The 23,414-nt window shown below is 68.9% G+C and carries 23 protein-coding genes; 13 read left to right on the forward strand and 10 right to left on the reverse strand.

From position 1 onward, the window contains the following. Nucleotides 1–59 precede the first annotated feature (59 nt). From BKN51_RS30010 to BKN51_RS30030, 5 genes are read left to right on the forward strand one after another with little or no spacing between them, the layout of a single operon-like run. On the forward strand, nt 60–887 hold the full coding sequence (locus BKN51_RS30010) for an ABC transporter ATP-binding protein (RefSeq protein WP_168214608.1): 828 nt from the start codon (nt 60–62) through the stop codon (nt 885–887). After that, nucleotides 884–1,708, forward strand: coding sequence for an ABC transporter permease (locus tag BKN51_RS30015; protein ID WP_101610836.1), 825 nt, complete (start codon nt 884–886; stop codon nt 1,706–1,708). Before BKN51_RS30010 ends, BKN51_RS30015 begins: the two co-directional genes overlap by 4 nt. Next, complete coding sequence (locus tag BKN51_RS30020) at nt 1,705–2,859, forward strand: sensor histidine kinase (RefSeq protein ID WP_101610837.1); 1,155 nt, start codon at nt 1,705–1,707, stop codon at nt 2,857–2,859. The genes BKN51_RS30015 and BKN51_RS30020 overlap by 4 nt, the downstream gene beginning before the upstream one ends. Beyond that, entirely contained in the window at nt 2,856–3,476 is a 621-nt protein-coding gene (locus BKN51_RS30025) for a response regulator (protein ID WP_101610838.1), read from the forward strand. The genes BKN51_RS30020 and BKN51_RS30025 overlap by 4 nt, the downstream gene beginning before the upstream one ends. Before the next feature lie 14 nt (nt 3,477–3,490). After that, the gene (locus BKN51_RS30030; RefSeq protein WP_101613535.1) at nt 3,491–4,837 is read left to right on the forward strand and encodes a serine hydrolase domain-containing protein; all 1,347 of its coding nucleotides are present in this window, start codon (nt 3,491–3,493) and stop codon (nt 4,835–4,837) included. Nucleotides 4,838–5,082: 245 nt separating this feature from the next. Here BKN51_RS30030 and BKN51_RS30035 read toward each other — a convergent pair whose 3' ends face one another. Continuing rightward, nucleotides 5,083–5,400: a hypothetical protein gene (locus BKN51_RS30035; protein WP_101610839.1), complete on the reverse strand. Its 318-nt coding sequence runs from the start codon at nt 5,398–5,400 to the stop codon at nt 5,083–5,085. A gap of 115 nt (nt 5,401–5,515) precedes the next feature. Here BKN51_RS30035 and serC point away from each other — a divergent pair, with 115 nt between their 5' ends. After that, nucleotides 5,516–6,643 carry a phosphoserine transaminase gene (gene serC / locus BKN51_RS30040; protein ID WP_101610840.1) on the forward strand — a complete coding sequence of 376 codons (1,128 nt, stop codon included), beginning with the start codon at nt 5,516–5,518 and terminating at the stop codon, nt 6,641–6,643. Between the two features lies 1 nt (nt 6,644). Here the strand turns inward: serC and BKN51_RS30045 are convergent, their stop codons facing one another. From BKN51_RS30045 to BKN51_RS30065, 5 genes are all read right to left on the reverse strand, one after another. Beyond that, complete coding sequence (locus tag BKN51_RS30045) at nt 6,645–7,844, reverse strand: glycosyltransferase 87 family protein (protein WP_101610841.1); 1,200 nt, start codon at nt 7,842–7,844, stop codon at nt 6,645–6,647. A gap of 92 nt (nt 7,845–7,936) precedes the next feature. Beyond that, entirely contained in the window at nt 7,937–9,157 is a 1,221-nt protein-coding gene (locus BKN51_RS30050; protein WP_101610842.1) for an ABC transporter permease, read from the reverse strand. Further along, complete coding sequence (locus BKN51_RS30055; RefSeq protein WP_101610843.1) at nt 9,154–9,840, reverse strand: ABC transporter ATP-binding protein; 687 nt, start codon at nt 9,838–9,840, stop codon at nt 9,154–9,156. The genes BKN51_RS30050 and BKN51_RS30055 overlap by 4 nt, the downstream gene beginning before the upstream one ends. Next, on the reverse strand, nt 9,837–10,937 hold the full coding sequence (locus BKN51_RS30060) for a peptidoglycan-binding protein (protein ID WP_101610844.1): 1,101 nt from the start codon (nt 10,935–10,937) through the stop codon (nt 9,837–9,839). The genes BKN51_RS30055 and BKN51_RS30060 overlap by 4 nt, the downstream gene beginning before the upstream one ends. After that, complete coding sequence (locus BKN51_RS30065) at nt 10,934–11,491, reverse strand: hypothetical protein (RefSeq protein WP_101610845.1); 558 nt, start codon at nt 11,489–11,491, stop codon at nt 10,934–10,936. Before BKN51_RS30065 ends, BKN51_RS30060 begins: the two co-directional genes overlap by 4 nt. A gap of 230 nt (nt 11,492–11,721) precedes the next feature. Between BKN51_RS30065 and BKN51_RS30070 the strand changes: the two genes are divergently transcribed. The 4 genes from BKN51_RS30070 to sepH all read left to right on the forward strand — a co-directional run bounded on the left by BKN51_RS30070 (nt 11,722) and on the right by sepH (nt 16,519). Beyond that, nucleotides 11,722–13,527, forward strand: a complete 1,806-nt coding sequence (locus tag BKN51_RS30070; RefSeq protein WP_101610846.1) for an alpha-L-fucosidase — start codon at nt 11,722–11,724, stop codon at nt 13,525–13,527. Nucleotides 13,528–13,661: 134 nt separating this feature from the next. Further along, nucleotides 13,662–14,321 carry a response regulator transcription factor gene (locus BKN51_RS30075; protein ID WP_101610847.1) on the forward strand — a complete coding sequence of 220 codons (660 nt, stop codon included), beginning with the start codon at nt 13,662–13,664 and terminating at the stop codon, nt 14,319–14,321. Further along, on the forward strand, nt 14,318–15,484 hold the full coding sequence (locus BKN51_RS30080) for an ATP-binding protein (RefSeq protein WP_101610848.1): 1,167 nt from the start codon (nt 14,318–14,320) through the stop codon (nt 15,482–15,484). Before BKN51_RS30075 ends, BKN51_RS30080 begins: the two co-directional genes overlap by 4 nt. Before the next feature lie 189 nt (nt 15,485–15,673). After that, nucleotides 15,674–16,519, forward strand: a complete 846-nt coding sequence (sepH, locus tag BKN51_RS30085) for a septation protein SepH (protein WP_101610849.1) — start codon at nt 15,674–15,676, stop codon at nt 16,517–16,519. A gap of 36 nt (nt 16,520–16,555) precedes the next feature. Here sepH and BKN51_RS30090 read toward each other — a convergent pair whose 3' ends face one another. From BKN51_RS30090 to BKN51_RS30100, 3 genes are read right to left on the reverse strand one after another with little or no spacing between them, the layout of a single operon-like run. Continuing rightward, entirely contained in the window at nt 16,556–16,921 is a 366-nt protein-coding gene (locus BKN51_RS30090; RefSeq protein ID WP_101610850.1) for an MmcQ/YjbR family DNA-binding protein, read from the reverse strand. 31 nt (nt 16,922–16,952) lie between these two features. Next, nucleotides 16,953–17,573 (reverse strand): DUF2537 domain-containing protein, encoded by a 621-nt coding sequence (locus tag BKN51_RS30095; protein ID WP_101610851.1) that lies wholly within the window; start codon nt 17,571–17,573, stop codon nt 16,953–16,955. 27 nt (nt 17,574–17,600) lie between these two features. Beyond that, nucleotides 17,601–18,416, reverse strand: coding sequence for a TrmH family RNA methyltransferase (locus BKN51_RS30100; RefSeq protein WP_101610852.1), 816 nt, complete (start codon nt 18,414–18,416; stop codon nt 17,601–17,603). Between the two features lie 217 nt (nt 18,417–18,633). On the opposite strand from BKN51_RS30100, the gene BKN51_RS30105 reads away from it, so the two are divergent. The 3 genes from BKN51_RS30105 (at nt 18,634) to BKN51_RS30115 (ending at nt 21,493) form a co-directional block, all read left to right on the forward strand. Beyond that, nucleotides 18,634–20,133, forward strand: a complete 1,500-nt coding sequence (locus BKN51_RS30105; RefSeq protein ID WP_101610853.1) for a glutamate-cysteine ligase family protein — start codon at nt 18,634–18,636, stop codon at nt 20,131–20,133. 24 nt (nt 20,134–20,157) lie between these two features. Continuing rightward, complete coding sequence (locus BKN51_RS30110; RefSeq protein ID WP_101610854.1) at nt 20,158–20,751, forward strand: TetR/AcrR family transcriptional regulator; 594 nt, start codon at nt 20,158–20,160, stop codon at nt 20,749–20,751. 73 nt (nt 20,752–20,824) lie between these two features. Beyond that, entirely contained in the window at nt 20,825–21,493 is a 669-nt protein-coding gene (locus BKN51_RS30115) for a biliverdin-producing heme oxygenase (protein WP_101610855.1), read from the forward strand. A gap of 49 nt (nt 21,494–21,542) precedes the next feature. Here the strand turns inward: BKN51_RS30115 and BKN51_RS30120 are convergent, their stop codons facing one another. After that, a complete protein-coding gene (locus BKN51_RS30120; protein ID WP_146044280.1) occupies nt 21,543–23,414 on the reverse strand; it encodes an HtaA domain-containing protein in 1,872 nt (623 codons plus the stop codon).

Below are 23,414 nucleotides of genomic sequence, written 5' to 3' on the forward strand. Positions count from 1 at the left end.
TCCTGCGGACGTCCCGCACAACCCGTCCCGCGCAGCACGATCGACGTATGAAAACGGCAGTGAAAGTGCGCGGCCTGCGCAAGGAGTATCCGGGCCACACGGCCGTCGGGGGTATCGACCTCGACATCGAGCAGGGTGAGGTCTTCGCCCTGCTCGGCCCCAACGGCGCGGGCAAGACGACGACGGTCGAGATCCTGGAGGGGCACCGGAAGCGGACGGACGGCGAGGTCGACGTCCTCGGCGAGGATCCCGGCACTGCGGGCCGGGCATGGCGGGCGCGGCTGGGGATCGTGCTGCAGACGGCCAACGACGCCGCCGAGCTCACCGTCGCCGAGACCGTCCGGCACTACGCCCGCTACTACCCGAATCCCCGTGACGCCGGCGAAGTGATCGAGAAGGTCGGCCTGACCGAGAAGGCGGGCGCCCGTGTGAAGAGCCTTTCGGGCGGGCAACGGCGCCGCGTGGACGTCGCGCTCGGGATCATCGGGCGGCCCGAGCTGGTGTTCCTGGACGAGCCCACCACCGGTTTCGACCCGGCGGCCCGGCGTCAGTTCTGGGATCTGATCAGGAGTCTCGCCCACGAAGGCACCACGATCCTGCTCACCACCCACTATCTCGACGAGGCCGAGGCGCTGGCCGATCGCGTCGCGGTCATCACGCGCGGCGCGATCGTCGCGGAGGGGACGCCGCAGACGCTGGGCGGCCGCGCGACCGCGGAGGCCACCGTCCGCTGGGCCGACGAGAACGGCACACACCAGGAGCGCACGCACTACCCGGCCAAGCTCGTCCGCGAGCTGTCCGCGAACGGCCGCGAGCCGTCGGAGCTGACCGTGCACCGGCCCACCCTCGAAGAGACCTACCTCGATCTGATCGGAGAAGCCCGATGACGACGCTGACCCACCAGGGCAAACTCCCCGGCACCTGGTCCCTCGGCCTCCTCCGGGGCACCGCCGAACTCCGTCAGTTCTTCCGCATCCGGGAACAGGTGATCTTCACCTTCGCCTTCCCGTCCCTGTTGATGATCCTGCTCGGCTCGATGCTGAACTCCTCGATGCCCGGCATGGCGATCACCACCGGCCAGGTGCTGGCGGCGGGCATGATCGGCTCCGGCATCGTCTCGACGTCGTTCAACAGCATCGGGATCAACCTCGCGTCCGATCGCGAGCTCGGCGCGCTGAAACGGCTGCGCGGAACGCCGATGCCCGCCGCGTCCTACTTCATCGGCAAGATCATCCTGGTCGGTTTCACCAGCATCGCCCAGGTGGTGCTGATGTCGATCGTCGGCAGCCTGCTGTTCGACCTGGAAATGCCCACCGACCCGATGAAGCTGCTGACCGCGGTCTGGGTCTTCCTGCTCGGCATCACCAGCTGCACGCTGCTGGGCATCGCGCTCAGTTCGGTGACCAAAACGGTCAGTGGCGCGGTCGCGGTGACCAACCTGATCTACATCGCGCTGCAGTTCGTCTCCGGGGTGTTCGTCACGCCGATCACCAACCTGCCGAAGGTTATGGTCGACATCGCTTCGTTCTTCCCGGTGAAGTGGATCTGCCAGGGCTTCCGCTCGGTGTTCCTGCCGGCCGAAGCCGCGACACAGGAAATGGCGGGGACATGGGAACTTCCGATGGTGGCACTGGTGCTGACGGCGTGGTGCGTCGCGGGGCTGCTGCTGGCGACGCTGACGTTCCGCTGGTCGAACGAAGGCAAGTGAACGCCTGGGAGCGGTCCTTCTGGCTCTGGGAAGTCCTCTTCTCGATCACCTACGTCGCGACGACGGGCCTGGTGCTCTTCGAAGACGGCGAAACCGTCAACAAGGTCATCGCCGTACTGTGCCTCGGTGGCATCGGCGTGGTCTACCTCGTCCGCGGACGCCGCCTCGTCACCGGGCCGGACTACGAGTACACGCCGTGGTTGTTCGTCACGACCATGATGGCTCTTCTGGTGGGCGCCGTCTTCGCCGCGGGCAATTCGAGTTTCATCCTGTTCTTGGTCTGCCCGCTGCTCTACATGACGTTGCCGACGAAGACCGCGTCGATCCTCACCACGGCGGCGGTGCTGCTGACCCCGTTGTCCTTGCTCGTCCGGGGCGGGATCGACGAACAGCCGGTCTTGCTGCCGATGACGGCGATCCTGGTCATCTTCAGCCTCCTGGCCGGCCGCTACACCACGCAGATCATCGAACAGAGCAAGGCCCGGGCCGTGCTGATCGAAAAACTGGAAGCCAGTCAGGCGGAGGTTTCCCGGCTCTCCCGAGAGGCGGGCACGGCCGCCGAACGCGAGCGGATGGCCCGCGAGATCCACGACACGCTCGCGCAGGGCTTCACCAGCATCGTCACGCTCACCCAAGCCATCGAGTCCGAAATGGACACCGATCCGAAAGCGGCCCGGCGCCACCTGGAACTGGCGGCGCGGACGGCGCGGGAGAACCTGACCGAGGCGCGGGCGATGGTCGCGGCGCAGGGGCCGTCCGCGCTCGCCTCCGACTCCCTGGAGGAGGCCCTGCGGCGGCAGGTCGAACGGCTGACCGAAGAAGCGGGCATCGAGGCGGCGATCGAGATCGACGGCCCGCTGCCCGCGCTGCCGATGGCCACCGAGGTCGTCCTGCTGCGAGGGGCGCAGGAGGCACTCAGCAACATCCGCAAACACTCCCGCGCCACCAGGGTTTCCCTCCGGCTGTCCGTTGTGGAGGGAAGAGTCCGGCTCGGCGTGACCGACGACGGCGCGGGGTTCGACCCCGCCGAACCCACCGGCGGCTTCGGCCTGGCGGGGATGCGGGCACGGGCCGACCAGGTCGGTGGCATCGTGGCATTGAAGAGCGAACCCGGTGCGGGGACGACGCTGGAACTGGAGGTGCCCGCGTGATCACGATCATGCTGGTCGACGATCACCCCGTGGTACGGGAAGGCCTGCGCGGCATGCTGGAGGCCGAGCCGGATCTGAGCGTCATCGGGGAGGCGGGTTCCGGCGACGAGGCCGTCGCGCTGAGCCGGGTCAAGCAGCCGGACGTGATCCTGATGGATCTGCGGATGCCCGGTCTCGACGGCGTCGGCGCGACCCGGAAGATCCTCGCCGACCGGCCGGGGCAGCGAGTCGTCGTGCTCACCACCTACGAGACGGACGCGGACATCCTGCGCGCCGTCGAAGCGGGCGCCTCCGGCTACCTGTTGAAAGACGCTTCACGCACAGAGCTGGCCGGAGCGATCCGAGCGGCGTCACGCGGCGAGACGGTCTTGGCGCCTTCGGTCGCCGGGAAGCTGGTGAACCGGGTGCGCAACCCGACGGCGTCGCCGCTGTCGGCGCGAGAGATCGAGGTGCTGCGGCTGGTGGCGCAGGGGAACACGAACGCCGACATCGGGCGGGCGCTCCACATCAGCGAGGCGACCGTCAAGACGCACCTGCTGCGCGTGTTCGGCAAACTGGACGTTTCGGACCGGACGGCCGCCGTGACCACCGCTATGCGGCTGGGCCTGCTCGGGTAGGCACAATGCATCTCATGCTTGCCACGACCGAATCGGCGCTGCTTCGCCGCCTCGCGCACGAGCAATCCTCGTGCCGCGCCCCGTCCCTCGTCGCCGCTGTCGTCCGCGATGGTGAAATCGCCTGGTCAGGGGCGCGTGGCCGCGTCAATGGCGAGACACCGGACGACGACACGCAGTACCGGCTCGGCTCGATCACCAAGACCCTCGTCGCGACCGCCGTCCTGCGCCTGCGCGACGAAGGCAAGCTCGACCTCAACGACCCGCTCGAAAAGCACCTGCCGGGCACCGCGTTCGGCTCGGCCACCATCGCTCAGCTGCTCTCGCACACCTCCGGCCTGACCGCGGAATCGCCCGGTTCCTGGTGGGAGCGCACGGTGGGCGCCGACTGGGCCGCCCTCGTCGAAAGCCTCAAGGACGGCGCGACGCGGCTGCGGCCGGGCAGCCGGTTCCACTACAGCAACGTCGGTTACGGCGTGCTCGGCGAGCTGGTCTCCCGCCACCGCGGGCAGTCGTGGCTGGACGTCGTCCGCGCCGAGATCCTCGGCCCGCTCGGCATGACCCGGACCTCGCCGCATCCGGAAGGCGCGCACGCGAGCGGCTTCGCCGTGCACCCCTTCGCCGACGTCCTCATGCCGGAGCCGTCGCCGGACGCGGGCGCGATGGCGCCCGCCGGGCAGCTGTGGTCGACGGTCACCGACCTCGCCCGCTGGACGGCGTTCCTCGGCGGCAACACCGGCGGTGTGCTGAGCGAAGAGACCGTCGCCGAGATGCGCGAAATGGTCACCGTGGACGACGGCGACACCTGGACCACCGGCTTCGGCCTCGGGATCATGCTGGTCCGCACGCAGGGCAGGCGGCTGGCCGGGCACACCGGGTCGATGCCGGGCTTCCTCGCCTGCTCCCTGATCGACGCGAACGCCGGCATCGGCGCGCTGGTGCTGACGAACTCGACGGCGGGCGTCGGCATCACGCAGCTGTGCCTCGACCTGATCACGCTGACCGAGACCCACGAACCGTCGCTGCCCGCGGAATGGCAGCCGTCCACTGTGGACCCGAAGCTGCTGGAGCTGACCGGGTTGTGGCACTGGGGCCCGACGCCGTACCACCTGCGGCTGCTCCCGGACGGCCTGTTCTCCCTCGCGCCGACCGACGGCCCCGGCCGCGCGTCGCGGTTCGCGCCGCTCGGTGACGACACCTGGATCGGCCTCGACGCGTACTACGCGGGCGAGACGCTGCGGGTCGGCCGGGACGCTGCGGGCAAGCCGAACCACCTCGACCTCGCGACGTTCATCTTCTCGCGGACGCCGTTCGACCCGGCCGCGCCCATCCCGGGCGGTGTCGACCCCGACGGCTGGCGCTGACCGGTCCCGCGGGTCGTGAGTGGCGACCGCAGCCCTGGCTCGCCCCCGCAGTACATGAAGGCCCCCTTCCTTGCGCCCAGGTACAGGAAGGGGGCCTTCATGTACTCGGGAAAGGGGTGAAGGCCTCCTTCACTACCTTCAGAGTAGGCAAGGAGGCCTTCACGGACCTGCAACCAACTCCAGCCACAACCAGCAGGTACCTAAGACCCCTTTGGTTCTAACCCGAATCGCCACTCACGACAGCGTCAAGCGGCCGGGGTGTGCCCGACGGTGTCGCCGACGGCCGCGATGAACTTGCGGGCGATGCGCTTGCCCTCGCCCCAGTCGACGAAGCCGAACTTCAGGCTCGTCTGGATCGCCAGGCCCGAGCCCTCCGACGTCCGCTCGACCTTCACGGTGACAGTCTGCCCGTAGCTGAAGAAGCCGAGCTTGGTCGAGAAGGTGACGTAGCCGGCGGCCGCGTCGTAGAACGGGTTCTGTCCCTTGACCGCGGTGACCCCGTTCGGGAGGGCCTGCCACAACGCCTCGGGGGGCAGGGGGAATCGCTCGTGCACTGTCGCCATGAGGCGAGAAGCTACCCGGCGGTCGGCCGCGATGGGAGCCAGTCCACCGATCTCACATTCCGGACACGCGGCACCAACTGTCAGCAGGCCCATCCCGACCTGAGAGACTGGGCACATGACCGACGCACCTGAGTTGACCCTCCCCGCGGACCTGAAGCCTGCCGATGGCCGCTTCGGCTGCGGACCGTCCAAGGTCCGTGACGAGCAGCTCGCCAACCTGGCGAAATCCGGTGCCACCTACCTCGGCACCTCGCACCGCCAGAAGCCGGTGAAGTCCCTCGTCGGCCGCGTGCGTGCGGGTCTGTCCGAATTGTTCTCCCTGCCCGAAGGCTACGAAGTGGTCCTCGGCAACGGCGGGACGACCGCATTCTGGGACGCCGCCGCGTTCGGCCTCGTGCGGGAACGTTCGCAGCACTTCACCTACGGCGAGTTCTCCTCGAAGTTCGCCACGGTGACCAAGGGCGCGCCGTTCCTCGCCGACCCGATCGTCGTCAAGTCCGACCCGGGCACCGCGCCCGAGATCGCCTACCAGTCCGGTGCCGACCTGGTCGGCTGGGCGCACAACGAGACCTCGACCGGTGTCGCCGTGCCGGTCCGCCGCCCCGAAGGCAGTGAAGGCGCTCTCGTCGCCATCGACGCCACCTCCGGCGCGGGCGGCCTGCCGGTCAAGGCCGAAGACTTCGACGTCTACTACTTCGCGCCCCAGAAGTCCTTCGCCGCCGACGGTGGCCTCTGGATCGCGCTGGCCTCGCCCGCCGCGGTCGAGCGCATCGGCGAGATCGGCGCGAGCGACCGCTGGATCCCCGAGTTCCTGTCGCTGACCACCGCGCTCGACAACTCCCGCAAGGACCAGACGTACAACACCCCGGCGGTGTCGACGCTGTTCCTGCTGGCCGACCAGATCGAGTGGATGAACTCCAACGGCGGTCTCGAGTGGACCACCGCGCGCACCCTCGACTCGTCGACCCGGCTGTACGAATGGGCCGAGAAGACCTCGTACACGACGCCGTTCGTCAGCGACCCGTCGCTGCGCTCGCAGGTCGTCGGCACCATCGACTTCGCCGACGAGGTGGACGCCGCCGCGGTGGCGAAGGTGCTGCGCGCCAACGGGATCGTCGACACCGAGCCGTACCGGAAGCTGGGCCGCAACCAGCTGCGCGTCGGCCTGTTCCCGGCCATCGACCCGGACGACATCACGAAGCTGACCCAGAGCATCGAGTACGTCGTCGAGCGCCTGGGCTGAGCTAGCTTTCCGTGAAGGCCTCCTTCCCTACCTTGAGCGTAGGGAAGGAGGCCTTCACGTATTTGGGGAAGATCGCGGCCAGCACCAGCAGCAGAAGGCCGTACAGCACAAAGGATTCCGTCGCCAGCCACCAGCCGAAGCTCCCGGCGGGCCGCGGCGCCAGCCACATCGGCGCGACGACGAACAGCGCCACCGTCACCACCGCGAGCGCGTACGAAACGATCGATCGCATCCAGACGAGCAGCGCGAGGATCGGGACGCACCAGATCCAGTGATGCGTCCAGGACACCGGCGAGACCAGCAGCCCGCCGATCGCGCAGGCGGTCAGCGCGAACACCGGTTCCGCGAGGCGCACGATCACGAACCCGGTCAGCGCGACCACCACGACCGCGGCCGCCACCCAGACGACGGACTCCGCCGATCCGAGCCCGAACCGCGCGAGCATCCCGCGCAACGACTGGTTGCCGACGTAACCGCTGTCGCCGATGCGGCTGGTGTCGAAGAGGATGTTCGTCCAGAACTTCGCCGACGCGCCGGGCGCGGCCAGCCACATCAGCGCGCCCGCGCCGAGGAAACCGGCCACGACCCGCGCCGCGGAGCGGAAGTCCTTGCGGAACAAGAAGAACAGGATGAAGAAGGCCGGGGTGAGCTTGATCGCCGCGGCGACGCCGATCAGCAGCCCCTTCGTGCGGGCGCGTCCCGGGAGCAGGGCGTCGAGAACGACCATCAGCATCAGCAGGGTGTTGATCTGGCCGAAGCCCAGCGTCGAACGGACAGGCTCCATGACACCGCCCGCCGCCTGCGCCCCGATCGCCGCCAGCACGGCGATGGCGCGGCCCCGCACCGCGGATCGGTCGGTGAGCGAACCGTTGAGCGTCGCGACGAAGAGGTAGACGACGATCCCGCCCGCGATGATCGACGCGAGCCCGACCAGTCTCGTGGCGAGCGCGGCGGAAATCAGGGTGCCGGGCAGGAACACCGCCGCGGCGAACGGTGTGTAGGTGAAGGGCAGCCAGCCCCCGTGCGTCTGCACCCAGGTGCCGTACGGGTCGCCCGCGTCGAGGAGCAGCCGCGCGCCGCCGATGTAGACCTCGAGGTCCTGGCCGTCGAACACCTTGAGGGTGAACAGCACGGCGACCACGACGACTTCGAGCGCGATCAGCGCCCCCGCGAGTTTCCGCCCCGACAATCCCACCAGCACCCGGCGAGGTTACCCACCGCCACCACGCAAGTAGTCCTCTGGTTGCGGTAGTGGGGAGTACCGACTACCGCAACCAGAGGACGAAACGCGGGTCAGGCGAGGGCCTGGGTCGGCGGGAGCCTGGCCGCGCGCATCGCCGGATAGGCACCGGCGACGGCGCCGACCAGTGCCGAGACCCCGACCCCGCCGAGCAGGGCGCCGACGGGCAGCACCGCCGGCCAGCCCTGGCTCAGCGCGTACCCGGACGTCACGAGCACGCCGACCAGCACCCCGGCGATCCCGCCGAGCCCGGACAACAGCACCGACTCGGCCAAGAACTGGCCTCTCACCTGCCGTTTCGTCGCGCCGAGCGCGCGGCGGAGGCCGATCTCCCGGCGCCGCTCCAGCACCGAGATCACCATCGTGTTCGCCACCCCGACACCACCGACCAGCAACGCCACCCCGCCGAGCCCGAGGAACAGGGCGCTGTAGGTGTTCTCGGTCAGCTTCTGCGCCTCCAACGCCTCCGACGGACGTCGCACCTCGACCTCGTTCGGCGCCTCCGGGTTCATCGTCTGCGCGAGCACCGAGCGGACGTTCTCGACCTGCGAGTCCTTCGCCCGGACGTACACCGTGCTCGGATGCCCCTCGAAGCCGAGGAGCCGCTTCGCGACATCCCAGCCGACCAGCGCCGAGCGCTCGATCTCGGGCGCCAGCGGCGTCGGCCCGAGAATCCCGCCCACGGTGAACCACTGCCCGCCGATGAACACCTGCGGCGGTTTGGCCGGGTCGATGCGGTCGATCCCGAGCCGCGCGGCCGCGACCGAACCCAGCACGGCGACCGGGTAGTCACGGGTCGCGTCACGGAGGAACTGCCCGGTGCGGACGGCCCCGCCGATGACGTCGAGAAGATCCGGCGTCGCCGCGTAGACGCCGAGGCCGGACGTCTCGTCCTTGGGGATCTTGTCCGTGCGCCGCACGGACCCGCCGGTGCTCCCGGTCGCGGACGCCGCCGTGACCGGGGCGATCCGCTTCGCCATCGGCACCGCGCTGTCCGGCAGGGTCGCGTCGCCGCCGAACATCGTCTTGCCCGGCCCCGCCGAGAGCAGGTTGGTGCCGAGCGCGGACAGCTGATCTTGCAACGCCTTCGCGCCCGACGCCGGGATCGCGAGCACCGCCACCATCGCGGCGATCCCGATCCCGATGCCGAGCGCGGACAGCACCGCGCGCATCGGCCGCGTCCGCATCCCGTGCGCGCCGAGGGTCAGCACGTCACGCGGGCCGAGCCGGGCCGGATTCGGCGTCGGCACCTTGTCGAGGACGGGTGCGCTCACACCAGCACCCCCGTCCCGGTGTCGAGCCGGATCCGGCCGTCCCGCAGCTCGATCCGCCGCGGGATCCCCGCCGCGATCTCCCGGTCGTGCGTGATGATCACGACCGTCGTCCCCTGCGAACTCAACGTGGCGAGCAGGTTGAGGATCGCCGCGCCGTTGCCCGTGTCGAGGTTCCCGGTCGGCTCGTCGGCCAGCAGGATCGACGGCGAGTTGACGACCGCCCGCGCGATCGCCACCCGCTGCCGTTCCCCGCCGGAGAGCTCGTTCGGGAAATGGGTGGCCCGGTGCGCGAGGCCGACCCTGTCGAGCGCGGCCAGCGCCCGCTCGTGCCGTTTCCGCCGCGGCACCCCCGCGTACAGCAGCCCCGTCGCGACGTTGTCGACCGCGCTCACCCCCTCGCTGAGGAAGAACTGCTGGAACACGAAGCCGATCCACCGCGACCGCAACGCGGAAAGCTTGCGGTCCGGCAGCTTCGCGACGTCGTGCCCGCGCAGTTCGATGACGCCGTTGGTCGGCCGGTCGAGCGTGCCCATCAGCTGCAGCAGTGTCGACTTCCCCGAACCGGACGGCCCGAGGATGGCGACCATCTCCCTGTCCTCAATGGACAGGGTGACTTCGTGCAGGGCGCGCACGCCGCCGGGATAGGTGCGCGAGGCGTTGCGCACGGCCAGCACCGGGGTCATGACGTCGTCACCACCCGCATCCCGGCGGCGAGGCCGGTTCCGGTGACTTCGACGCGGCCGCCGGAGAACAGGCCGGTCTTCACCGCGATGAGCCGCCGCTTGCCGCCTTCGTCGACCTCGACGGCGTACCCGCCCTCGGCTAGCGCGAGCAGCGCCCCGACCGGGACCGCCAGCACTCCACTGTGGACTTCCTTGGTGAACCGCACCGAGACCGGCGTCGAATCGAGCGACCCCGCCGCGGCCGGATCGTCCAGCTTGATCTTCACCTTGATCTTCGGTTTGCCGTCGTCCTGCCCGGCGGCGTCCTTGCCGGTCTCCGCGACCTTGCCGACCTCGGTGATCACGCCGGTCGCGGTCTTGCCGCCGGTGATGTCGATCCCGACCTTGTCCCCCGTCTTGGCGATGGCCTGCTTGGCGGCGTCGAGTTTGACCTCGACCTGACGTTCGGTGCCGGTGTACTTCAGCAGGTCACCGCCGCCGGGACCGCCGAGCTGCGCGGTGACCTGCGAAACCCGGATCTCGCCGGGCGCGAGGACGGCGTCGCCCTGGCCGAAGGTGCCGGTCTGCTCCACTCCCAGCGACTTCTGCCATTTCTTGATCGCGGCGGCGGTGGCCGAGGTGAACTTCTTGTCCGGCGTGCCGAAGCCGCCGAAACCGAGCGCCTTCAGGTTCTCTTCCAGCTGCTTGACGTCCGGGCCGTCCGTGGCCCCGTCCGCGAGGTCACGGAAAAACGGCAGCGTGCCGTAGAACAACGACACCGGTTTGGCGTCGACGCCGTACACGGCCTTGCCGCGGGTGAGCACCGAACCCGCGTCCGGAAGGGACGTGATGGTCCCCTGTTTCCGGCCGGCGAGGGCGTTTTCCGCGCCGTAGCCCAGCGTTCCGTTCGCCTCTTCTTCCTCCTGCAGGTCGGTCTTCTCGACCTTCGCGGTCTCCACCGGAGGCGGCGCCTGCCCGACCTGCTGGGCCTCCGACGTGACGCGGGTCAGCACGACCACCGACATCGTCCCGACCACGACGACCAGGACCGCCGCGATGATGAACCAGCGTGCCCGGCGCGAACGCCGTGCGCCGCCGGGTCCTTCGTGTTCGCTCATTTCGCCGGGGCCACCCTCATGCTCATGCCGAGACCGCAGGCCTTCGCCGCGTCTTCGAACTTCTTGGGATCGCCACCCGCGTCACCCAGCGCGATGGCGGCGCCACCCTTGCCGGGGTCGGGGTCCGGATCCGGGAAGTCGATGCCGTGGTCGCGCATGCACTTGGCTTCCTTGCGCATCTTGTCGAGCTCTTCCGGCGTCGGCGGCTTGATCTCGCCACCGTTCGGCAGCAGCTTGCGGCACGCCTCGTCCGCGGTCTTCATCTTCTTCTCGTCGAGCGGGACGTCGCCCGCGTCGAGGGTGATCGTGTCCTGGCCGTTCGAGTCGGTCTTGGGGTCGGGCATGTTGACCCCGTGCTCGCGCATGCATTTCGCGAAGTTGCGCCTCTTGTCCTCATCGGACACGTTGTCGGCCTGTTTCCCGTCGCCGGCACCGGCGGCGGGCGGCGACGAGATCGAGGCGACCTTGTCGCCGCCGTCCCCGCCACCACCGCAGCCGGACACCAGCGTGAGGACCGCTCCGGCGATCAGTACCGCCATCGGTCGTTTCCGCATCGCTGCTCCTTCGGTCGTCTTGGCGAACCGATTTCTACGGAAACGGCGATTCCGGCGCGGTAAGCGAAGTCGCTTATGCGGCGCTTACAGTCCCACTCAGCGACACAAAGATCGGATGTATCTACCGTCTTTACGGGTGAACTAGCGACCTGGCGAGCCTTTCGGAGGTTCACATCGGATCTCTGGCTTCTTAGAGTCCTCGACGTCCACACCTCAGCGAGGAGGAGTGCATGAATCGCCGCAAGCCACTCAGGGCCCTGGCGGCCCTCGTCATCGCGACCACCGCGCTCGGCGTCTCACCCGCCGTCACGCAGGCCGCGCCACTCCCGTCCGACCACTCCTACGACGACCCCTTCACCGCCGACCGGACACGCTGGTGGCGCGACGACCGCTTCGGCCAGTTCATCCACTTCGGCGCGTACTCCCAGTTACAGGGGAAGTACCAGCGCCCTGATGGAAGCGTTTGCCAGGACGCGGAATGGATCCAGCGGAACTGCCAGATCCCGCGCGCCGAGTACGAGCAGATGGCCGCGAAGTTCAACCCGTCCGGTTTCGACGCGAACGCCATCGCGCAGACGGCGAAGGACGCCGGGCAGAAGTACGTGGTGATCACGTCGAAGCACCACGAGGGCTACGCGATGTGGCCGACGAAGGTCAACAAGTTCAACCTTCGCGATCATTCGTCGTTCGACAAGAAGCGGGACATCCTCGCCGAACTGAAGCGCGCGACGGCCGCCCGCGACGTCAAACTCGGCTTCTACTACTCGATCTGGGATTGGCACGATCCCGACTTCCCGGATCCCGCGACGTTCCCGAAGTACAAGGAGCGGATGTACGCCCAGCTCAAGGAACTCGTCGACGACTACCACCCGGCGGTACTGTGGTTCGACGGCGAATGGAGCACCGACCGGCCGAACAACCCCTGGTCCGAAAAGGACGGTGAGGAACTCGAGGCCTACGTCCGGAGCCTCGATCCGTCCATCGTGATCAACAACCGCGTCGGCAAACGGCGGGTGGTCGACGGTGACACCGGCACCCCCGAACAGGAGATCCCGGACAAGCCGGTCGACGGCCAGCTCTGGGAGTCGTGCATGACCCTCAACGGCAGCTGGGGATACACCGATTGGGACCACAACTGGAAGTCCTCGGCGGATCTGACCAGGAAACTGCTGTCGATCGCCGGCCGCAGCGGCAACTTCCTGCTCAACGTCGGGCCCGATCGCACCGGCCGCGTCCCGCAGGAATCCGTCGACCGGCTGAAGCAGATGGGTCACTGGCTGCGGACGAACAAGCAGTCCTCGGCCGTTTACGGCGCGGGCGCGCCAGGGCTCGTCGCGGAACCTCAATGGGGCGTGGTCAGCAGGCGCGGCAACAAGCTTTACGCGTCCGTGTTCGACTGGCCCGCTTCGGGCGGTTCGCTGACGCTCGACGCGTTGGCGCCCTTCCGGGTTCGTGATGCGCGGGTGCTCGGCAGCGGGCAGCGCGTCCGCGTGGAGCAGTCGTCCGGAAGCGTGAAACTCACGCCATCGGGCGGCAAGACGAACGACGTCGCGACCGTCATCGAGCTGAATGTCGACCCGCTGCCGCAGGCACCCGCCGGACGCGGGACGGGCCTGACCGCCGAGTACTGGCCGAACGCGGACTTCACCGGGACACCGACGGTGCGCCGCGTCGAGCCGGGCGTGAACCACAACTGGAAGTTCACCGGCTCGCCCGACGCGAAGATCCCGGCGGAGGCCTTCTCGTCGCGATGGAGCGGCCAGGTCACCGCGCGGGACACCGGGAAATACACGTTCACCACGGTTTCGGACGACACGGTGCGGCTGTGGGTCGACGGGAAACTCCTCGTCGACAACACCACCCCGCACGGCCCGAGTGTCGACAAAGCGACCCTGGACCTGGTCGCCGGGAAGTCGTACGCGATCCGGCTCGACCACACCGAACGAGGCGGGGAGGCGTCGATGAAGTTGCTGTGGTCCAGCCCGAACACTCCCCAGCAGGTGATCCCGGCGAGGCAGTTGCACCCGGTCGGCTGAAGGGGACTTTCCCCGCATCTCACGCGGCGAAGGGCGCTTTCCCCACATCACATGCGGGGAAAGTCCCCTTCAGCCCCCACCCGGCTGATCCACGCTTATCCCGCGCTTACCCCCTCCCGGGGCAGACTGACCTGGTGAGAGTGCTGGTAGTGGAAGACGAGCGGCTCCTGGCGGACACGATCGCCGAGGGCCTGCGACGGTTCTCCATGGCCGTCGACGTCTGCTACGACGGCGAACAGGCCCTGGACCGGGTGGGGGTGCACGGCTACGACGTCGTCGTGCTCGACCGGGACCTTCCCGTCGTGCACGGCGACGAGGTCTGCGCCGCTGTCCTCAAGACGGGCGGCGAGGCGCGGGTCCTGATGCTGACGGCCGCCGCCGACGTCAACGACCGGGTCGCCGGGCTGGGGCTGGGCGCCGACGACTACCTGACGAAACCGTTCGCGTTCGCCGAACTCGTCGCGCGGGTGCAGGCGTTGTCGCGGCGCGCGCGGCCTGCGCTGCCGCCGGTGCTGGAACGCGGCGGCGTCGTCCTCGACCTGCCCCGGCACCAGGCGTCCCGCGACGGCCGGTTCCTTCCCTTGTCCCCCAAGGAATTCGCGGTACTGGAGGTGCTCATGCGCGCCGAAGGGGCCGTGGTCAGCGCGGAGGAACTGCTGGAGAAGGCGTGGGACGAGCACGCCGACCCGTTCACGAACGCCGTCCGGGTGGCGATGATGACGTTGCGGCGCAAACTCGGCGATCCGCCGGTGATCGAGACCGTGCCCGGCGCCGGTTACCGGTTCGGGTCATGAAACCGCTCCGGCTTTCCCTGCGCACCAAGCTGACCGCGCTCTACGGTGGGGCGTTCCTGGTCGTCGGGCTCGCCCTGCTGATCGTCAACTACCTGCTGGTCAGTTCGTCCCTGCCGGACACGGCTGCGTTCGCGAACGACAGTGCCGCGGGGATCTCCCTCCAGCGCGCCCAGACGTATCCGCTGGACGAGGCGACCATCATGCCCGTCGAGCGCGCCCAGGCCACGCAACTGGTCGCGACCTCGATCACCGAGTACCGCTCGGACGTTCTTTCGACGCTGCTTTGGCAATCCCTGGTGGCGCTGGCGATCGCGGGCGCGCTCGCGGTGCTGTTCGGCTGGATGATGGCGAGCCGCGTGCTGAGGCCGCTGCACGCGATCACCTCGACCGCGCGGAAACTCGAGGCCGAGAACCTCGACCGGCGGATCGACCTCGACGGCCCCGACGACGAACTCAAGGAACTCGCGGACACCTTCGACGGCATGCTCGACCGGCTCGCCGTGTCGTTCGACAGCCAGAAACGCTTCGTCGCCAACGCCTCCCACGAACTGCGGACCCCGCTCGCGGTGCAGCGCACGCTGGTCGAGGTGGCGATGGCCGATCCCGACGTCAGCCCGGAGGTCCGGAAACTCGGCGAACACCTGATCTACACCAACGAGCGCAGCGAGCGGATGATCGAAGGCCTGCTCGTGCTCGCGCGCAGTGATCGCGGCCTGGCCTCACGCGGCCCCGTCCGGCTGGACGAGGTCACGGCGACGGTGATCCGGTCGGCGGCGGCCATGGCCGAGGAAGCGGGCGTCACGGTGGAGTCGCGGCTGCGGCGGCGGACGGTGTCCGGCGACCCCGTACTCCTGGAACGGCTGGTCACGAACCTCGTGCACAACGCCATCACCTACAACCGCAAGGGCGGCTGGATCCACGTCGACGTCGGCGGCGATCCGGCGCTGGTGGTGCGCAACACCGGCCCGCAGGTGCCGCTGGACGCCGTTCCCGCGCTGTTCGAGCCGTTCCGGCGGCTCTCGGGCGACCGGACCGGGGACTCGCGCAACGCCGGGCTCGGCCTGTCGATCGTCCGGTCCATCGCGACCGCGCACGCCGGGACCGCGGGCGCGGAACCCGGCGGCCGGGGCGGCGGACTGGTCGTCCGGGTGCGGCTGCCTTAGATTCCCCCGATCGTGACGGTGCGTGTCCGGCGCGTCACTCTGCGAGCCACGGATTGCTCCAGCAGAATGCACTTGCTGCCATGAACAAAATAGTGAGCAGGACACATGACATCGGCGCGCCTCGCACGTCAAGGCGACGCGCCGTACTAGCGTTGACACCCACAAAGGTGAAGAGCAGGGGAGGCGAAAATGCGAGCGCTACGAGTGGTCGGGCTGCACGAGGACGGTAAGTCCATCGTGTGCGAAGACCCGGCGAGCCGCACGCGTTTCCTGCTCCCCGCGGATGAGAGGCTGCGAGCGGCGGCGAGGGGTGACATCACCCGCCTCGGCCAGATCGAGATCGAGTTGGAGAGCCAAATGCGGCCACGCGAGATCCAGGCACGAATCCGGGCCGGTGAGTCCGTGGAGCAGGTCGCGAGCAGCGCCGGCGTCACCGTGCAGCGTGTCGAGCGGTTCGCGTACCCGGTCCTGCTCGAGCGTTCGCGTACCGCCGAACTGGCCCAGCGCGCGCACCCGATCCGCGAAGACGGCCCCGACGTGCAGACGCTCGGCGAGGTCATGGCGCACTCGTTCGGTCTCCGCGGCCACGACTACAGCCAGGCGACCTGGGACTCTTGGCGAGGCGACGACGGCAAGTGGGTCGTCGTGCTGAGCTGGAAGGCCGGCCGGTCGGACAACCGCGCGCACTGGTCGTTCGCGCCCGGCGCGCACGGCGGCACCGTGCAGGCGCTCGACGAGAACGCCGAAGTCCTGCTCAACCCCAACGCTTACCGCGCTCCGCGTACGGTCCGGGCACTGGAACCGGCCAAGGAAGCCGTCGTCCAACCCACTCTCGACAGTGCTCCCGAAGAGCAGGTCGCGAAGGTGATCGACGCGCCGATAGCGGAGCCGGAAGAAGACATCGAGCCACCTCCCGCGGCTGACGAGCCGGCGGAAGTGGCCGAACCCGCCCCACGGGCGAAGGGGAAGAAGAACCACCCCATAGTCCCATCCTGGGAAGACGTCCTACTGGGCGTCCGATCGCAACGAGGTTGAATTCGCACGTAATGGCCCCTTCCGGTGGAGGGGCCATTACGTGCGTCCAGGGACCTGCGCGACCAGGGATTTCGGCGCCACGAGGCAGTACGCGTCGGTGACGATCCGCTCGATCTCGGCCCAGTCGACGTCGACGTCCAGCCGCACCCCGAGCCATCCCCGATGCCCGACGTACGGCGGCCGGAAGAATCGCTCCGGCTCGGCGCCCACCAGTTCCTCCTGCGCCCCGGGCGGCGCCGGGCACCAGAAGGCCAGCTTGTCGTCGTGATGCCGATCGGCGTACATGACGAACGTCTTCTCGCCGCGCACGAACCAGGTCGGCTCGCCGTGACTGAGCCGCTCGGAGGTCTCCGGCAGCGCGAGGCACAGCCGCCTGAGCAAAATGAGCGGATCACCGGCCATGGATCTCAGTATCCCCGTTCCGCGAACGTGTCTAGAAGACGACGATCAGCACGCCGATCCACGCGATCACGATCCCGGCGGCGGCCCCGAAGGACGCCCACCGCACGATCGGGACGCGCCGCGCGAGCCACAGCGACGGCGTGATCCCGCCGGTCACGACGGCGGACGCGAGCAGCGCCAGCCAGCCGTTGGTCTCACGCGCGAGGGTGTTCGCCAGCGCCAGCATCGCGACGACGACCACGGCCGCGGCGAACGCGGAGACGGTCAGGCCGGTCAGCCACGGCGTCGGCTCCCCGGCGGGGTCCGGCGTGCCGAAAAGGCGCCGCGCGAGTTCGTTGCGGGGGGTGGGGGCGGGCGGGTCGATCATGACGCCGTCGCCGGAGACGGGGTCGACGAACCGGACCGACGTGCCCATCGTGGCGGCGACCCGCTGGGCGAGCTGGCGGCCCCGCTGGGAAACCACGGAAGCGGCCTCGGTGCCGGTTTCGCCAGGACGGGCGGCGGATCCGACCGCGGACGCGACGCGCGCCCACTCGTGCAACGCCTGGGCGAGGTCTGAACCAATCGCGAGTGAATGCGGGTCCACCTCGCGGGCGGTTTCGCCGCCGGGCCCGGCCAGCACCGCGCGTCCCTCACGGATCCGCAATTCCATGGGTTCTCCTCGTGATCGCTCGGGTGCTCACGATAGCGGGGGACGCGTCTCGTAGAACGCGATCGCGCCCGCTGTGGCGACATTCAGCGAGTCGACGCCCTCCGGCATCGGAATCCGCACCGCGACGTCGGCGGCGGCAATGGCCTCTTCGGTCAGGCCGGGGCCCTCGGCGCCCAGCATCAACGCGACCTTCTCCGGTGCCTGGTCTCGCAACTGGCGCAGCGAAACGGAATCCGCACGAGGAGTGAGGGCCGCGATACGAAACCCGCGTTCCCGCAGCAGTTCCAGGTCCGATGGCCACGATCCGAACGTGGCGAACGGGACACGCAGGACGTGCCCCATCGAAACGCGGACGCTGCGCCGGTACAGCGGATCCGAGCAGCCGCCGCCGAGCAGGACCCCGTCGACACCGAGCGCGGCGGCGTTGCGGAACAGCGAACCGAGATTCTCGTGGTCACCGACGCCTTCGAGCACCGCGAGCACGCGCGCGCCGTCGATGACCTCTTCCACCGTGGGCGGCGGAACGGGCCGGTCCGCGACGGCCAGCACCCCGCGATTCAGGTGGAATCCGACCACCTCGGCCATCGTATCGGCCGACGTCATATAGCCGGGGGCGTCGACTTTCGCCAGGTCGGCGCCCAATTCGCGGAATCGCCGCTCCACTCCGAGGAGGGCTCGCACCGGGTACCGGGACTTGAGAAGACGCTCGACGACGACGGTGCCTTCGGCGATCACGAAGCCGCGCCCGCCCGGCCTGTCTGGCCGCCGATCGGCTGTGGACAAGTCGCGGAAATCGTCGACCCGCGGGTCGGCGGGGTCGTCGATGGTGATCAGTTCGGCCACCCGGAGAGTGTGTCATCCGCCCGCCGCGAGCCGTTTGCCTCCGAACGTCTACCGGCAGGTGGTACGAACGGGCGTATTTTGCTGTAAGTTAACCCCTGGTGACAGAGAGCACCAGTTTGGCCGCTAGCCGGGCGACGGCGATGCGTGAAACCGTTGGGCCGCCTGGCAGTCCCGCCTGGAATCCCGCGGAGCGTGGCCAATGAGGAGCTCTACGAACATGGGTAAGGATCTTTCTGCGGAACCCTGCGGACCGCAGGATCGCGGACGTTACCGCCGAAAGGTCCAGCGCTGTCTCGACACCCTGGCCCGTATGCTCACCGATGGAAGTTTTTCCTTCCCTCGCAAGAACATCGGGCTCGAGGTCGAACTCAATCTGGTCGACGCCGAACTACGCCCGTCGATGACGAACACGACGGTCCTCGACGCGCTGAACGATCCGTCGTTCACCACGGAACTCGGCCAGCACAACCTGGAACTCAACGTGCCGCCGAGGCCGCTGGCCGGCGAGTCCGCGTTGCAGCTGGAGGAGGATCTCCGCGCGTATCTGGGCGCGGCCGCGCGCAAGGCCGAGGAATCCGGCGCCTCACTGGCGATGATCGGCATCCTCCCGACCCTGCGGCACGAGCACTTCGACCAGAAGTGGCTCACCAACAACGCCCGGTATTCGCTGCTCAACGACCGGATCTTCGCCGCGCGCGGTGAGCGGACCGTGCTCTCCATGGAGGGCGCTCCCCTGCCGGGCAGGCAGCCCGAGCGGCTGCGCAGTTACTCCGAATCGATCCTGCCCGAAGCCGCCTGCACGTCGGTTCAGCTGCATCTGCAGGTCGCGCCGGAGGAATTCGCGGCGCATTGGAACGCGGCGCAGGCGCTGGCCGGGGTGCAGATCGCCGTCGGCGCGAATTCGCCGTTCCTGCTCGGCAAGACACTCTGGCACGAGACCCGGATCCCGCTGTTCCTGCAGGCCACGGACACCCGGCCGGAGGAATTGAAGAACCAGGGCGTGCGGCCGAGGGTGTGGTTCGGCGAGCGATGGATCACGTCGATCTTCGATCTGTTCGAGGAGAACGTCCGGTACTTCCCCGGCCTGCTGCCCGAAACCGACAGCGAGGACCCGGTCGAGGCGCTCGACTCCGGTCAAGCCCCGAAACTCACCGAACTGAGGATGCACAACGGCACCGTCTGGCGCTGGAACCGGCCGGTCTACGACGTCGTCGACGGCCTGCCGCATCTGCGGGTGGAGAACCGGGTGCTCCCCGCCGGCCCGACCGTCGTCGACATGGTCGCGAACGCCGCCTTCTTCTACGGCGCGCAAAGGGCGCTCGCCGAAGCCGACCGTCCAGTGTGGACACAGATGTCGTTCCAGGCGGCCGAGGAGAACATGTACGCGGGCGCGCGGAGGGGTTTCGACGCGCAGCTGTACTGGCCGGGCATCGGCTGGATCCCGCCGGACGAGCTGGTGCTGCGGGTCCTGCTGCCGCTGGCGCACGAAGGACTACGCCGTTCGGATGTTTCGGACGAGGCGCGAGAGCGCTACCTGGGCATCATCGAGCAACGGTGTCTCACCAGGCGGACCGGCGCGGCGTGGCAGCGGGAGTACGTCCTGCGCGCGGAGGAGCGCGGCGCCGAGCGGGAGACCGCGCTGAACCGGATGCTGGGCCGGTACCTGGAGCTGTCGGCGACCGAGACGCCAGTGCACACCTGGTCGCTCGAGGCTTAGGCTGACCTCCCAGGGAGGTGGCGCTTGCCGAAGATCATCGGCCGGTCGCTGGAGGAGCACCGGCGTGAGGTCCGCAGCAGGGTGTTCGACGTCCTGCGCGGGCAGCTGTACGAGCGCGGGTTCGACGCGATCACGCTCGCGGGTGTCGCCGCCGAAGCGGGCCTCGGCCGGACGGCGATGTACAACCACTTCCCCGACAAGGAGAGCCTGCTGGTCGCCTTCGTCGAGGACGAGGCGACACGGTACGTCGAACGGCTGACGGCAGCGGTCGCGACCGCCGACACCCCGGTCGCGAAGCTTTCGACGTTCGTCCGGCTGCAGCTGCGGGTGCTGGCCGAGTACCACCTGCCGCCCGGGACGGCGCTCGCGTCGGCGCTGGCACCCGCGGCGTACCGGAGGATCAGCGCGCACGCCGACCCCATCACCGGCCAGCTCCGCGAGATCCTCGCCGAGGGTGTGCCGGAGGAGGATCCCGACGTGCTGATCCCGATGATCACCGCCGCGCTGGGCAGCCGCCAGGTCGTCGACGTGCCACCCGAACGGCTGGACGACGCGATCGAAGGAGCCGTCCGCTTCGTGCTCAGAGCGGTCGGGATGGCGGAAAACCTTGAAGATTAGGGTAGCCTAACCCGCAGTTGTGCCTTACGCTCTTTCTGACAGCATGTCAGAACGATGCTTGGAGGCTCTGCCCATGCCGGTGACCACCGACGTCGAATCCGGGCCGTTCTCCGCGGCGCTGCGCGCCTCCACGTTGCCCGCCCACGAGCGGGCCAACCACTCCGTGTACATGAACGCGCTGCTCGGCGGCGAGCTCACGCTCGAGGGGTACACCCGGCTGGTGATCCAGTACTACTTCATCTACCAGGCCATCGAGCAGGCCTCCGACAAGCTGGCGCAGGACCCGGTGGCGGGCAAGTTCGTCTTCGAGGAGCTGCGGCGGCTGCCGAGCCTCGAACGCGACCTCGAACACCTCGTCGGGCCGGACTGGCGCGAGACCGTCCGCCCGCTGCCGTCGACCGAGCGCTACGCGCGGCGCGTGGCCGAGGCGTCGGACTGGTCCGGCGGCTTCGTCGCCCACCACTACACCCGCTACCTCGGCGACATCGCCGGCGGCCAGGTCATCCGGCGGCTGCTGGAGCGCAAGTACGAGGTCAGCGAGGCGGGTTCGCTGTTCTACCACTTCGACCAGCTGGGCAGCGCGCCCAAGTTCCGGGACAACTACCGCGAGCAGCTGAACTCGGCGCCGTGGAGCGAGGACGAGCGCGCGCGGCTGATCGACGAGGCGATCGTGGCCTTCGAGTGCAACATCGCGGTCTTCGACGAGCTGGCGGGAGAGCTGGACACGTACCGGGCCGCTTGACCTCGTGAGTGGTAAGGACGGTTCTAACCGTCCTTACCACTCACGAGCCCTACGCTCTCTTGCGTCGCGCCACCATCGTCACCAGCGCCAGTCCGCCGCCCACCAGCAGCAGACCCCACAGCAGCCACACGCCGCCGTCGACTCCGGTCGACGCCAGCGCCGAGTCCGGCCGGTACTTCACGTCCGGCACCAGGTCGTCCGAGCCGGAACCCGAACCGGCGCCAGGGCCCGGACCCGCCCCGGCACCACCGGGCAGGTTCGCGCACGCGGCGCCCAGGGTCACCGTCGCGTCGTCGAGCACCTCGCCGACCTTGTAGAACTTCGCGAACGCGTCCGCGTTGCCCAGGATGACCTTGACCCCGGCGACGCTCACCACTCCCGCGCCCTCGGTGGTCTTCGCCGCCGAAAGGTCCAGTGAAGCGAGCGCGACCCCTGGACGGTCGACCGGCGGCGAAGGCGCCCCGCCGGTCGTCTTCAGTTCGACGTCGGCGTAGAGCGTGCCCTTCCCCTGCGCCACGACCACCTTCGGCCGTCCGATCGACAGCTCGAAGGAGTGGCTCGGATAGCCGAAGGTCACCTTGCCCCGGAACTGCGTCGTGAACTCGGTCGCCGATTTGTACTGAGCGCTCTCGAAGCCCCACCGGTAAGCCCCGCTCGGCGGACCCGTCCCGGCGATCTTGTCGATGTCGGTGATCTCGACGCCGTCGGCCGCGGTGATCGACGTGCCCGTCCCGATGCCGACGTAGCGGCGGAAGCTCTGTTTGAAGCCCCACAACAGGTTTCCCTGCGCCACCGAGCCCGGGGTGAACACGCACGCCGACGAGGAGGTCGTCGTGGTCGGTGCGGGACCGGAGGTGGTCGTCGGCGGGGAAGTCGGCGTGGTCGTCGTGGGCGGGGAGCCGACCTTGCCGGGGAAGGCGATCCGGCCCGCGTCGACGTCTTCACCCGGCTGGTAGAAACCGGCGAACGCGTCGGCGCCCTCCTTGGTCAGTTTCGCCGACTCGATGTCGACGACGACGTTGTCCCCCGCCTGCGACGGCGCCTTCAGCTTGAGATCGGCGAACACCACGTCGGACGGTGCCCTCACCTTCGTGGGCGCGGCTTTGGTGCCGTAGAAGGAATAGCCGACCTTCGCGGTGAGCTTCCCGGTGCCGTCACCGGCGAAGGTGATCCGGGGGTCGGCGAGGGTGAAGTCCCAGATCGTGTGCGCCTCGAAGGTGTACGCGACCTCGCCGGTGTACGAGACCACGCCCTTGCCGGAGTCCCATGTGGACGATCCGTACTTCCATTTGTACGGGAACGGCTCGACGTTCGGCGCCGAGGGATCCAGCACCGCCCCGTTCGACGGCGTCACCGTGCCGCCGCCCCGGGTGATGTAGCTCCGCCAGGACTGACGGACCCCCCAGCCGAGCCCGGCGCCGGCGTCACCCGGTCCGGGATCCGGATCACCGATCCCGGTGAACTTCAGCGGCGTCTTGCTGTCCCAGGTGAGCACCGGGGTGTCCCAGCCGAAGACGAACAGGCTGAACGGCTGCGTCTTCGCGCTGTAGGTCGTGCCGCTCGCGACGTACTCGGCCTTGATCGTGACCGTGTATTCCCAGTTCCCGCCGTCGTCGAGCGGGATCTGGCTGCCGACCGCGCCCTTCTTGATCAGTCTGCTGACCTGGAAGTCCTTACCGGTTCGGTCGCGGACGTCGGCCTTCGCCGGGCCCACCCGGAGGCCGAAACCCTTGGCGTCGTTGGCGGCCGGATCGAATCCGGTGCCCTTGACGACGATCTTCGTGCCCGCCGGGTCGAGCCCGGTGCTCGGCGTCACGGTCACCTTCGGCGTGAACGGATCGGCGGCGAGCGCTGGGGTGACGGCGATCCCGGCCACCAGCGCCGCACCGGCCAGCACGGCGCCCCATCTTCGCAAGGACAC

The organism is Amycolatopsis sp. BJA-103, assembly GCF_002849735.1.
In the GTDB taxonomy this organism is placed as follows: domain Bacteria; phylum Actinomycetota; class Actinomycetes; order Mycobacteriales; family Pseudonocardiaceae; genus Amycolatopsis.